Raw genomic sequence first — 12128 nt, forward strand, 5'->3', positions numbered from 1 at the left:
TGATGAGTTAGTTAGTCTCAAAGCGAGCCTCAAGCCAGGTATCGTCTTGAGCAAAGGTTAGGGTTTTAACCCTACCTTTGCCTTCAACATTGACCATATTTACTTGCGATGACCACAAATCGCGCAGCGCACCGTTACTCATTTTTATCCCTTCAATTCCCTCTGGGATAGGTGCCTCTTGGTAAACCCAAAAAAACTTACCGTCAACCTGCGCGCCAACAAAACTAAGCGGCACAGCGTCACCATTTAATGTTTGCAAAGCCACATGTGACTCAACATATTTAGCAAAACGTTGTTGATCGGTTTTATTGCTCATTATATCAATTTTACCTTCAAATAAGCTGCTAACAGCATGCTCAGTATCGTGTAAGTAAAACCGATGCATAAGCTCAACATTATGCGTTCTTTTGTTAAAAAGCACAGTAGTTACTGATGATTTTAATTGATGCGCCATACTTGGCGCAGCAATTAAAAAGCAAACAACAATAAGCAAAAAACGCATTATTGCTGTTCCTCTACTTCATCCTTTTCGTCTTTTTTTTCATCGCTTTTAAGCTCTGTTTTAATATCTTGCATGATATCGCGACTCACTTTAGCTTTGCTCTTACTCTTTTTAAACACTTCAATACGTGAAGGGATAATACGACGCGGGTAGTTATTATTTTCTATATCAACGTCTGCTGTTTCCCATCGTGGATCAACACTTACTGATACAAGCGGCTTATTTTTATCGGTAACTATAAGCTTTTGTACATTTTTATGATTACGACGCCAAATTTCAGCAGGAATGTAACGCTCTTCTTTAGTGCCATCTTCATACGTGAGCTCAAGTAAAATTGGCATCACCAAACCGCCTAAGTTTGAAAATTCCATCACGTAATAGTTTTGATCGTCACTTAATGCGCGGTCTAGCGTTTTACGCTCCCACGGCTCAAGCCCTTTTAAAAACTTGTTGTACGCGTTGCGCTCTTTATTCGTTACCGTGAATCGGTCATTTTCGTCATAAAAATCAGAAATATCAGGGTTTTTCTCAACCCATGTTTTTTTACCTTCTGCTCGGTTACGCTCAACAAATAACGATGTTGGTTTATCAGCTTCAATATCACGTAGGCGGCTGTAATCTATATCTGGATTCTTAGTATCTAAACGCAGTTGATACACTTTATCTAACGAGATATCTACGTGGTCTGTAGTGTAAAACCAGCCGCGCCAAAACCAATCTAAATCAACACCTGATGCCTCTTCCATAGTACGGAAAAAATCAGCAGGGGTAGGGCGCTTGTATTTCCAGCGCTGTGCGTACTCTTTAAATGCAAAGTCGAATAAATCGCGGCCTAAAATCACCTCACGTAAAATATTAAGCGCAGCAGCTGGTTTAGTGTAAGCATTAGGGCCTAAGCGAAGTACGCTATCTGATTGCGTCATAATAGGCACCTGAACTTCAGATTTCATATACGATACAATATCACGAGGCTCAACACCCCAAGGAATAGTAGGGTCCCATTCGCGTCCAGCAACACCATCTAAAAAGCTATTTAGACCTTCATCCATCCAGGTCCACTGACGTTCATCAGAGTTAACGATCATTGGGAAGTAAATATGACCAACTTCATGAATAACAACGCCAATTAAAAAACGTTTCTCTGATTGAGAATAAGTGCGTGTACCATCATCTTGTAACTTAGTACGTGGACCATTGAAAGTGATCATTGGGTATTCCATACCACCAACCGGACCATTTACCGATTGTGCAGTTGGGTAAGGATAATCAAACGAATACTTTGAATACACTTCCATTGTATGCACTACTGATTCTGTAGAGTATTTTTTCCATAAGTCGCCGCCCTCTTTAGGGAAAAACGACATTGCCATTACAAGTGGTTGAACATCACCGCCTTGCTGATAGCCTTTTGCATCCCACATAAATTTACGTGACGACGCCCACGCAAAATCGCGAACATTTTCGGCTTTGAAGCGCCACGTTTTCGTTTTGTCTGTGCCTTCTTTTTCGTTTTCGAGTGCTTCTTCTTCGGTCACAATAAACACAGGACGCTTAGCAGTTTCAGATTGCTTTAAACGTTTACGCTGCGTGCTTGTAAGTACCTTGCTTGGATTATCTAACTTACCCGTCGCCGATACAATGTGATCAGCTGGTACTGTAATTTCTACGTCGTAATCGCCAAATTCAAGCGTAAACTCACCCGACCCTAAAAAGGCTTTGTTTGTCCAAGCTTCGTAATCTGTGTACGCTGCTAAACGCGGAAACCACTGGGCAAGTAAAAATATATCGTTGCCATCTTTTTCAAAATGCTCATAACCTGAGCGTGCGCCAACAGCATCTTCTTCAACAATATTGAACGCAAAGTCCATGCTGAACTCAACTTCTTTACCTGGCTTTAACGGCTCATTCAAGTCAATACGCATTAATGTATCTACGATTGTTACACGTAGTGCTTTACCGTCTTCGTCTTTAACATTGCTTATTTCAAAGCCAAGTTCGTTGTCACTCATAAATTGCTGGCGACGTAACTGCCCTAGGCTCAGTTTTGCGGGCTTTTGCGCTGGTAAGCTTTCAAGTGTGCTCTTAAATGTTTTTGTAGTTTCAGCAATTGAATCGCTTTTAAAAATATTTTGGTCTAACTGTAACCATAAATATTTTAATGTATGCGGTGAGTTATTTTTATACTCAATGCTCTGGCTTGCACTAAGACGACGCTTTTTTTCATCTAACTTCACGTCAATATCGTAGTTTACTTGTTGTTGCCAATAATTTTCACCTGGTTCACCCGCAGCACTGCGGTAAACATTTGGTGTCGGCAATGCTTCATCTAACTGACGAAACTTATCAACAAACGACCCTTTGGTTTGTTCAACTGAAGACGCAAAAGCACCGCCCGACATTACCACTGGTAATAAAAGCGCACTTAGCGTAAGACTTATTTTTTTCATTGTTAGTCCTAAAATAATTTTGTGATCATACTGTGTCAAATGTAGCCGTTTTCTTCAATTAAATAGCGACCAAACACCCTATTTTTAGGGTGATATTCACTAAAGTTTTGTACGCACAAATAAGAATAATTTGTTAGCTATTTTAATTCATTTAAAAATGTAAAGGGGGTTTACAAATTTTAAACCGACTAGAGCATTAAAACACACTCGTATTAGCCAATTTCAGGTCAAGTTCATCAAATAAGATTACAGTAAAGTTAAGTGAGATTTTAAAGGTCCACGCTATGAAATTCTATATTGTAAAAAAGGCACACAAACTAGACGCTATTCCTGCTGAAAAAGAACTACTTGAGCGCTATAAAGCTGACCATTATTCTTATGTAGATATTGTGTCGGCCTGCAACAAAGAAGATGCCCTAAAGCGGCTAACCACTGAACAAAAACACAGTAAAAAACAGCTCATAATTGGCGTAAATATTGCGGTGTTTTCACTAATTTTAATTATTTGTACGATAAATTAAAATTACCGTAGTTTTTGGTTGATCTTTGTAGTCATTTGTATTTAAAATCGCCCACCTTTTTATTTGAGGCAAATAAATTACTAATATTTATCCTCAAATATTATCGATTACAAGTAAGAAATGCGGTGGGCTTATGGATTTTTATATCCTAAAAAAACAACAAGAACTAATTGCAATCCCAGCCAACGAAAATAGCTGTAAGCAGTACCTTGATTCAGGTTATTTTTACATTGATAAAGTAGCCGCTTGTAACGAAACGAACGCACTCAAAAAGCTGCAATCCAAAAAAACTAAAACGTTAAAAAAACCTCTACTCATCGCATTGATTGCTTTGCCAGTAATTTTTGGCATTTGGTACAGCTTAAGCTAACTGTTTAGTTATACGGGGGCTTGCATCTTTAACAGCCTTGGGTATATTGGCGCTCTTACTGGTTTTTAAGAGCGCGACATGAAAGTCCTTCACACCTCCGATTGGCACCTTGGCCAACAATTTTACGAACACGACCGCCGTGTTGAGCATCAAGCATTTTTTACCTGGTTACTTGCCACTCTTGTTGAGCAGCAAATAGATTTGTTATTAGTTGCAGGCGATATTTATCATACGGCAACACCCAGTGCCAGCGCCGAAAACCAACTTTACCAGTTTATAAAAGACGCTAAAAAACATTGCCCACACATGCACGTGGTAATTATTGCTGGCAATCATGACTCTGCAAATCGTATTTTAGCGGCTCAGCCTTTACTTGCTCAATTTGATACCCACGTAGTAGGGCGTTTTGATGTATCAGCGCCTGGCGATATTATTATAGAAATAAATACTAATAATAAACGCGCTGTAATTGCTGCTATGCCTTTTTTGCGCTCAAGCGATGTGAGCTCACTAAGCCAAACAAAAAACGGCCCTAGCTATGCACAGGGCGTTGCAAATGCATATGAGCTTGCTTTGGAGCATGCCTATAAAATTAATGAGCAAAAATCACCGTTAATTGTAATGGGGCACTTACACGCTAAAGGCGGCGACATATCAAGCGATTCAGAGCGCAACTTAGTGATAGGTGGTGAAGAGTCTATTTCAGCCAATGTGTTTGGCAATAAAGCCAACTATGTAGCTCTAGGCCATTTACACAAAGCGCAACAAGTTGCCAAAAACGAGGTTATTCGCTATAGCGGCACGCCTATTCCCATGTCGTTTTCAGAGCGTAACTATACTCACCAAGTTAATGTTATCGAATTTAAAAGCGATAAAAAACAGAGCATTAGTACAACTGTAACCCCCCTTTACATTCCGCGCTCAGCCGACGTTATTATTTTACCAAAAGGGGAGTGTGTGCCACTGAATGACTTATGTGAACAAATTAAAGCACTCGATACATCACAACATGCTATTGCCCCTTATTTACGCGTAAAACTTAAATCAAGTGATACCGACACCACCTTCAGAGAACAAATAGAACAAGCACTAGAAGGTAAGCACGTAAAATTTTGCGGTATCGAACGCGTTCGTGAACAAACAGCCCAAACCAACAACGACACAGTATTTGAAGATTTAAGTGAAGTTGAAATGCTCAATCCGCTCAATTTATTAGAACAAGCCTTTGCAAACGACAAAGACATGGCAGGGCAGAACGTACCCGATGAACTAAAAGTGCTTTTAAACGATGTAATCAGTGAGCTGGCGGAGCAAGAGCAACTATGAAAATAACCGCAGTACGCATTCATAACTTAGCGTCAATAGTAGACGCCGAAATCGACTTTACTCAAGCCCCACTGAAAGATGCGGGCTTATTTGCAATAACCGGCGACACCGGCGCGGGTAAAAGTACCTTTTTAGATGCTATTTGTTTGGCGCTTTACACAAAAACGGCACGCCTAAAAGGCGATAAAGGTAACCTGATTGATTTTAATGGCGACAGCATTAAATTAAACGATGCGCGTAACTTATTACGCCGTGGAAAGTGGGAAGGCTTTGCTGAGGTTGACTTTGTAGGGCAAGACAAACAACTTTACCGCGCCCGCTATTCTATACAGCGCACCCATAAAAAAGTAACCGGTAAATTAAAAGTCGCCGAGCACACGTTAGTTACCCTACCAGATGAAACATTAATAGCCGACAAAAGCCAAACCTTAAAACAAATAGAAAGTAAAATAGGTTTAAGCTTTGAGCAATTCTCGCGTGCGGTATTATTAGCGCAGCACGAGTTTGCTGCATTTTTAAAGGCCACTGGCGATGAACGCGCGCAATTATTGGAGTGCCTAACAGGTACCGATAAATTTAGCCTAATTGGTAAGCGTATTTTTGAACGTAACAAAGAGTTAAAAGATAAGTTTGATCTACTACAAGCAAGTCTCTCAAGTTATACCTTATTGAGAGAAGACGAATTAGCAATAAAACACACCACGCTTAATGAGCTAAAAAAGCAAATAGAACATACTAAAAAAACAATAATAAGCACAGAGCAAAACCTAAATTGGTACAAGCAAGCAAGTGCACTTGAGCTAGCACTTGAAGAGGCAACAAAAAGTCAGCAGCATGCTACCAACGAGCTTGCAAAAATTGCTCAACAGAGTGAACAAGCAAAACAAGCACAAAGCGCACTTGAGATAAAAGATAATCGAAAACGACATGAGTATTTAACAGCGCAAAATATCACCCTAAATAAACAAATAAGTGACTTAAAAACTATTGACCATGCAACGCTTATTGAAGAGCAAGCAAAGGCACTTAAAACAAAACAAAGCGAATTAAAAATAGCGCAAGAGCAAAAGCAATCTGCTGAGCCAATTATTGTAAAAGCCCGCGAGCTCGACAGCCAGCTTGCTATTCACACACAAAGCATTACTAGCCTTACTCAGCAAAGTGATAAAGAGCAGCAACAACTTAGCGAATTACAAATTCAGTTTAAACACAGCCAAACCGCGCTTGATGAAGCAACTAAGCTAAATACGCTGCATCAGCAATGGCTTACTGAACATACGCAGCTTAAACCGCTCGCGAATGATTGGAATTATTACCAACACAGCTTTAATGCGTATTTAGGTGCCAATGAGCAAATAAAGGCAACCGCTTCTCAAAGCAAACAGCTTCTAGAAGAGCAAACTAAACACGCGACACAGTTAGCAGATCAAACTAAAAAAGTAGAGCTACAAGAACAAAAACTTGCACATCAGCAGAAAGATCTCAACCAACTAAGTGAGCAACTACGTCAATTCAATATTGAGCAATGCGATAGCAAACTTAAAAATATTGAATATTTAAATGATCAGCGCTTGCGCTACCAACAGTTTAATCAAGAAATAAAACACAGCTCACAACAACAAGCCGCGGTTGCAGCCAAACTTGTAAACAGTGAGCAAACGCAAACAACATTGCAACAAAGCTTAGCTTCATGCGAACAAGCACTTAAACACAGCGAATACGCATTAAACCAAGCACGCCTGCGTGCCAGCGAAAACGTAGAGCATTTACGCACTCAGCTTATTCCAAACGAGCCATGTGTAGTGTGCGGGGCAAAAGAGCACCCGTATGCAAGCAGCCAAAGCCCGCAATTAAATAGCCTAATAGCCGATTTTGAAACAAGTTATAACCAAGCTAAGCAGCAACACGATAGCGCTCAAACTAAGCTGCATCAGCATCAAACACAGCATGCTGTACTTGTTACTGAGCACGCCCAACACAGTCAAGCCATACAAAGCGCACAGGCAAAGCAGCTAGAAATTAAAACAACAATGCAAGGAACGCGTACAGAGCTTAACGATTTAACAAAGCAGCAGCTTGATGAAACCCACGCCCAGCTCAGCAACCAAAAGTCTCACTATTTTGAATCGCAAAAACAGCAAACTACCCTACAAGCAAAAGTAAATCAGCAACAAAGCTCACTAAAAGCTGAGCAGCAAATACAGCAACAATTGCATAATTTAAATAGTGAATTAACCAATAAACTAAGCCAAGTAAATACAAAGCACGCTGAGCTAACGTTGCAAATTAATGAGCTCACTACAACGCTTAATGCACAATTTGAAAACAGTAACTTTTGGCAACAGCTTCAATCAGGCGCACTGAACCTAAATGATTTAAGCCAACAGGTTGAGCTGTATCAGCATACATATGCGCAACTTGAGCAAAGTCAAAAACAAATAGACACGACCAATCAGCAATTACAGCAGCTTAAGCCACTAATAACTAAAAGCGAAAGTGCACTTAAAACGCTAAAAGATGATTTAGACAATGCTCAACAGTTACAAAATACAACACAAAGTGAGCGTCTTGCGTTATTTAATAACGAGCAAATAAGCGTAAACGACTACCAAACAAAAATTAATGCCCAGCTTGAGCAATGCCAAACTCTGTTAACTAACAGCCAGCAAACTTACGATAACGCTGTAAAAAAACGAGACGAGCATGCAATTGAGCTTAGAAACGCAGAGCTACGTTTAGCCGAGCAAAGCACGGAGCTTAAAACACTTGAAGAGCGCTATAACGAATGGTTTAGCGACTTTAAAGCCCAGTATAGTGAGGCAACGCACGAGCAGATCACTATTTTACTAACGTTAAGCAGTGAACAAATTAAAGCCCATTTAACCCAGTTTGAGCAGCTTTCAGCTGCACTTACTGATGCAAATGCAGCGCTTAAACAGCAACAAAGTGCGCATACAGATCACCAAAATACTAACAAGCCAACAAAAAACCACACTGAACTCTCCGAGCAATTAGCAGCATTAAATGCAAAGCAAACTGAGCAGCAAAACAGTTTACTTACCACCAATACTGCTATAGAACAGCACAACCAAAATGCCAAAGCGCTTGAGGGTAAACAAGCTGAGCTAGCCACCCTTAAAAAGCGAGTGGAACAATGGCACTTACTTAATAAAGTACTAGGCGATGCAACCGGTAAAACCATGCGTAACTTAGCGCAAACACAAACGCTAAAAATATTACTGCATTACGCAAATAGCCACTTAAAAACCCTTAATAAACGCTACGAGCTTACAGCCATTGCGCAATCGCTCGATATTGCCATTATTGACCGCGACATGGCCGACGAACAACGCTCGGTTAATACGCTCTCTGGAGGTGAATCGTTTTTAGTATCACTGGCACTAGCATTAGGCCTTGCATCGCTTTCGTCAAACAAAGTACAAATCAACTCTTTGTTTATTGACGAAGGGTTTGGTACGTTAGATAGCGAAACACTCAGTGTTGCTATGGACGCGCTCGATTCTTTACAAGCACAGGGCCGCAAAGTAGGGGTTATATCGCACGTGAGCGAAATGAGCGAACGCGTAGCAACGCAAGTCCATGTTAGTAAGCAAAGTGGTGGATACTCCACCGTTGAAGTTTTATAAAGGAGTTAAAAATGCCCACATTTACAGGCGAAGAAGCAACGCATTACGATAGTCGCATTACCCGCTTAGTACCGGGATACGCACTTTTACACCAACTGACCAACGCACAACTACTTGCTACATTAGCAGACAATGCGCATATTTTAGTCGTAGGAGCCGGTACAGGTAAAGAAGTACTCGCCCTTGCCGCGCTTAACTCTACATGGCAATTTACAGCGCAAGATACCTCAAGTGATATGCTCGCCATTGCTAAACAAAAGTTTGAAGAGCACGGCATAGCAAAGCGCGTTAACGTTATTGAAGGCGAACTTGATAAACTCTCTACCAAGGCCGATACCGCACTATGCCTACTCGTAATGCACTTTTTAGAAGACGATGGCAGTAAAAAGCAGCTACTTAAAAACATTAAAGCTAATTTAAATAAAGGCGCACACTTATATATTAGCGATTTAATGAAACCCGAAACCGACTTTGAGCGCGAAGCACAAATTACTGTGTGTGCCGATTTAGGACTAAGTGATGCAGGGCAAGCCTACACAGCGCAAAACTTAGAAAGTGAATTTTACCCACTTGATAGAATGCGCTTAAGTGAGCTACTGAGCGAGTGTAAATTCGGCATTCCTAAGCTTTACTTTAAGGCGCTTGGTTTTAGTGGGTACGTTGTTTAATCGTCTTAATTTAAACATCGGCTTTTCCTGAGTCGATGTTTTCCTCTGAACACATTCTTACAACTTCTAACAGCTACAAACAAAGCTCTCACAGTTTTATTACGAATTAGCGATTATGATTGTACTCATTACCAACACAGAGAATAATCATGAAAAAAAGTTTAATTGCCCTTTTATTACTGTCTGGCTGTGCCTCTCAAGGCGTTGACCGTGACGACCAAGGTCATATCATTAAGCATTACTATGCAACAGTCGAATCAATTGAAAAGGTAAAGCTGTCATCAGAAATCGGAACCGGAATCATGGTTGGTGCAGGCATTGGTTTAGCCGAGGATTTAGATGGTAACACCGAAGACATGATCAGCGGTGCAATTGCCGGAGCATTGATTGGCGGACTTTTTACGGCATTATTTGAAGGCGGTAACACAGCATACCAATACACACTTAACGATGAAGATAACGGCGAATTTAATGTAATTCAAAAGACAAAATTGCCGAAAAGCACTCGCTGTGTAAGAGTTAAAACTGGAAATAAAGTACAGCTAGAAGCGGCTAATAACAGCTTTTGCATAAACAATAAAAGTACCGAAAGCTAAGCTAGCGACAAAAGTTGTATTATTTATCACTTACAAAATGTTGCAATTAAACCAACCCATTAAAATTACTTTTTGGTGTGCTTTGTTATAAGCTCTTTAGCAGTATATTTATCCATCAAGGAAGCACTATGAAGTTTGAACAGTTATTAAATAATTTTGATATGGGCGTGTGTGTTGAGCAACTTCAAAAAGAGTCGTTATTAGACCTGGCTTTACTTTTTGTCACTGTTGATGGCTCCATTGCTGACGAAGAGCTAAATGTAGTGAGTGCTTGGGCACAAAAAATTGAATGGAACTCAGCAATAGAAATAGACAATTACATAATAGAGATGACTAAAAAATGTGTTTCAGCGGTGCAAACAAACGAAATAGAGTCATTTATTCAACACCGTATGTCGCACATTATTGACCAACCAATGAGGGTGTTTGTTTTAGAGCTTCTTAAGCAAGTAATTGAAGCTGATGGCATAACCCATGAAAACGAACTTAAGGCATTGAAAATTGTTGAATCTATTGTGTAATTAAAAATATTAAAAGCTAGGTTACTGAACGTTAAACAACTCAGAACCAGAGACTTTTAATGAAATTAAGTTTAAGCAATCTCTTTAAGCGCACATAGCGCCGACTGTGCTTTATCTATTTGTACAAAAATATGGTCGTGATAAAACGCAGCCACTACATTGGCACTAATATTATGCTCGGTTAATTTGGCCGATACCGCAGCGGTTAAGCCAACAGCCTCAAGGCTTGAATGCACATTAAGGGTAATTAAATTATATTTAGCTTCATAAGTAATACCGGCTTTGTCAGCGGTATCTGCATTTAAAATAAGGGTTAGGCCTTCTTCTTCAACGTAGCTGGCAAGTGGGTTTAAATGAACGTAGTCGGCAAGGTCGCCTGCTAAACAGCAAAATATATATTCACCCTGTTTAAGCTCGGGGTTCATTGATTTTAATAACGTATTTAGCTCTAAAATTCCCACCATGTTGACTCCTTACATTTTTAATTAGCTGTTTTAAGCTTGGCAACTAGCTCGCTTAATCGGGCTATTTTAATATTACTTAACTGCCGGTAATCAAAGTACGGGCACACGATAATGTTATTCGTTGTATCAATTGCAAACTCATCGTCTAACCAATTAAATTGCGCATTAAGCTTACCTTGCTGTAATAAGTTTTTAGCATGGGTTCGCCCAGCAATAATATGCAGTTGATTTTTATTTGCGCCGTTAATAATGGGCGCACTAAATAACAGCGCTGTTTTACTGTTTTTTTGCAGTAAAAATGTATCGCGATACGCTTGCCAGCTAGCGGCTTGTTTAGCAAAGCTGTAATGCTCACTCGGTAGTGCAAACAACACTTTAGCGTATACGTTAAACACTTTACGCCAGCCATTACCGCAGTGCTGGTTTATGGTATTTATTTGCTCGTTTATTACAGGCTCAACACTGTGTAGGGTTTCAAAGTAGGGCATAGGCGGCGCTTTTGCCACATAAACGGCTACGCTAAAGGCTTGCTCACCTAAGCCAATTAGTTGCTCACTCACACTAGCTCGCCTTTTTTTGCGCTAAAATACGGTCGAGGTTATTGGCAAAGTTTTGGCGGTCGGTTTGGCTAAGCGGTGGTGGCCCGCCACTCATTTCTACGCCGCTTGAGCGCATGGTATCCATAAAGTCGCGCACGTTTAATAACGAGCGAATATTCTCTGGCGTGTAAAGCTCACCACGCGGGTTAAGTGCTTGGCCACCGTTATCTATAACTTCACTGGCTAGCGGTATGTCGCCAGTAATAACTAAATCGCCTTTTTCTACACGCTTTACTATTTCGTCATCGGCCACATCAAACCCGCTCGAAACCTGTACGCGGCTTATAAATTTTGAAGGCGGAATGCGCATTGCATGGTTTGCTACTAAAATGGTTGGTGTTTGCGTGCGCTCAGCGGCTCTAAAAAGTATTTCTTTTATTACCACAGGGCATGCGTCGGCATCTACCCATATTTTCATGCTTAAATCTTTTAATTGCTCTAGTATTTAGCTGATCCTATAGCAATTT

12 protein-coding genes are annotated in these 12128 nt (G+C 40.4%); 7 read left to right on the plus strand and 5 right to left on the minus strand.

Annotated elements, in window-relative coordinates; all coding sequences use genetic code 11:
* Positions 1 to 7: 7 nt before the first annotated feature.
* Together R0J88_RS04055 and R0J88_RS04060 are read right to left on the minus strand one after the other, a co-directional pair.
* Complete coding sequence (locus R0J88_RS04055) at positions 8 to 502, minus strand: DUF6702 family protein (RefSeq protein WP_410899164.1); 495 nt, start codon at positions 500 to 502, stop codon at positions 8 to 10.
* A complete protein-coding gene (locus R0J88_RS04060; RefSeq protein ID WP_410899165.1) occupies positions 502 to 2949 on the minus strand; it encodes a M1 family metallopeptidase in 2448 nt (815 codons plus the stop codon). The genes R0J88_RS04055 and R0J88_RS04060 overlap by 1 nt, the downstream gene beginning before the upstream one ends.
* Positions 2950 to 3233: 284 nt before the next feature.
* Here R0J88_RS04060 and R0J88_RS04065 point away from each other — a divergent pair, with 284 nt between their 5' ends.
* The 7 genes from R0J88_RS04065 (at position 3234) to R0J88_RS04095 (ending at position 10598) form a co-directional block, all read left to right on the plus strand.
* Positions 3234 to 3470 (plus strand): hypothetical protein, encoded by a 237-nt coding sequence (locus tag R0J88_RS04065; protein WP_010556105.1) that lies wholly within the window; start codon positions 3234 to 3236, stop codon positions 3468 to 3470.
* Positions 3471 to 3603: 133 nt separating this feature from the next.
* Positions 3604 to 3840 (plus strand): hypothetical protein, encoded by a 237-nt coding sequence (locus tag R0J88_RS04070; RefSeq protein ID WP_410899166.1) that lies wholly within the window; start codon positions 3604 to 3606, stop codon positions 3838 to 3840.
* Between the two features lie 78 nt (positions 3841 to 3918).
* The gene (locus R0J88_RS04075) at positions 3919 to 5166 is read left to right on the plus strand and encodes an exonuclease SbcCD subunit D C-terminal domain-containing protein (protein WP_410899167.1); all 1248 of its coding nucleotides are present in this window, start codon (positions 3919 to 3921) and stop codon (positions 5164 to 5166) included.
* Positions 5163 to 8813: an AAA family ATPase gene (locus tag R0J88_RS04080; protein WP_410899168.1), complete on the plus strand. Its 3651-nt coding sequence runs from the start codon at positions 5163 to 5165 to the stop codon at positions 8811 to 8813. The genes R0J88_RS04075 and R0J88_RS04080 overlap by 4 nt, the downstream gene beginning before the upstream one ends.
* Before the next feature lie 11 nt (positions 8814 to 8824).
* A complete protein-coding gene (locus R0J88_RS04085) occupies positions 8825 to 9481 on the plus strand; it encodes a class I SAM-dependent methyltransferase (protein ID WP_410899169.1) in 657 nt (218 codons plus the stop codon).
* Positions 9482 to 9630: 149 nt separating this feature from the next.
* Complete coding sequence (locus tag R0J88_RS04090; protein WP_410899170.1) at positions 9631 to 10077, plus strand: hypothetical protein; 447 nt, start codon at positions 9631 to 9633, stop codon at positions 10075 to 10077.
* Between the two features lie 128 nt (positions 10078 to 10205).
* The gene (locus R0J88_RS04095) at positions 10206 to 10598 is read left to right on the plus strand and encodes a hypothetical protein (RefSeq protein ID WP_006793298.1); all 393 of its coding nucleotides are present in this window, start codon (positions 10206 to 10208) and stop codon (positions 10596 to 10598) included.
* 71 nt (positions 10599 to 10669) lie between these two features.
* Here R0J88_RS04095 and R0J88_RS04100 read toward each other — a convergent pair whose 3' ends face one another.
* Genes R0J88_RS04100 through R0J88_RS04110 form a run of 3 tightly spaced genes read right to left on the minus strand, consistent with a single transcriptional unit; the run spans position 10670 to position 12079 of the window.
* A complete protein-coding gene (locus tag R0J88_RS04100) occupies positions 10670 to 11062 on the minus strand; it encodes an ACT domain-containing protein (RefSeq protein ID WP_410899171.1) in 393 nt (130 codons plus the stop codon).
* A gap of 17 nt (positions 11063 to 11079) precedes the next feature.
* Complete coding sequence (locus R0J88_RS04105) at positions 11080 to 11622, minus strand: DUF6942 family protein (RefSeq protein WP_410899172.1); 543 nt, start codon at positions 11620 to 11622, stop codon at positions 11080 to 11082.
* 1 nt (position 11623) lies between these two features.
* Positions 11624 to 12079: a YaiI/YqxD family protein gene (locus tag R0J88_RS04110; protein ID WP_004588273.1), complete on the minus strand. Its 456-nt coding sequence runs from the start codon at positions 12077 to 12079 to the stop codon at positions 11624 to 11626.
* Between the last annotated feature and the right edge of the window lie 49 nt (positions 12080 to 12128).

This window comes from Pseudoalteromonas sp. SIMBA_162 (genome assembly GCF_046535955.1).
Classification (GTDB): domain Bacteria; phylum Pseudomonadota; class Gammaproteobacteria; order Enterobacterales; family Alteromonadaceae; genus Pseudoalteromonas; species Pseudoalteromonas marina.

Coding starts and splice junctions, on each gene's coding strand:
- R0J88_RS04055 (WP_410899164.1), bottom strand. CDS start 502: ATGCGTTTTTTGCTTATTGTTGTTTGCTTTTTAATTGCTGCGCCAAGT.
- R0J88_RS04060 (WP_410899165.1), bottom strand. CDS start 2,949: ATGAAAAAAATAAGTCTTACGCTAAGTGCGCTTTTATTACCAGTGGTA.
- R0J88_RS04065 (WP_010556105.1), top strand. CDS start 3,234: ATGAAATTCTATATTGTAAAAAAGGCACACAAACTAGACGCTATTCCT.
- R0J88_RS04070 (WP_410899166.1), top strand. CDS start 3,604: ATGGATTTTTATATCCTAAAAAAACAACAAGAACTAATTGCAATCCCA.
- R0J88_RS04075 (WP_410899167.1), top strand. CDS start 3,919: ATGAAAGTCCTTCACACCTCCGATTGGCACCTTGGCCAACAATTTTAC.
- R0J88_RS04080 (WP_410899168.1), top strand. CDS start 5,163: ATGAAAATAACCGCAGTACGCATTCATAACTTAGCGTCAATAGTAGAC.
- R0J88_RS04085 (WP_410899169.1), top strand. CDS start 8,825: ATGCCCACATTTACAGGCGAAGAAGCAACGCATTACGATAGTCGCATT.
- R0J88_RS04090 (WP_410899170.1), top strand. CDS start 9,631: ATGAAAAAAAGTTTAATTGCCCTTTTATTACTGTCTGGCTGTGCCTCT.
- R0J88_RS04095 (WP_006793298.1), top strand. CDS start 10,206: ATGAAGTTTGAACAGTTATTAAATAATTTTGATATGGGCGTGTGTGTT.
- R0J88_RS04100 (WP_410899171.1), bottom strand. CDS start 11,062: ATGGTGGGAATTTTAGAGCTAAATACGTTATTAAAATCAATGAACCCC.
- R0J88_RS04110 (WP_004588273.1), bottom strand. CDS start 12,079: ATGAAAATATGGGTAGATGCCGACGCATGCCCTGTGGTAATAAAAGAA.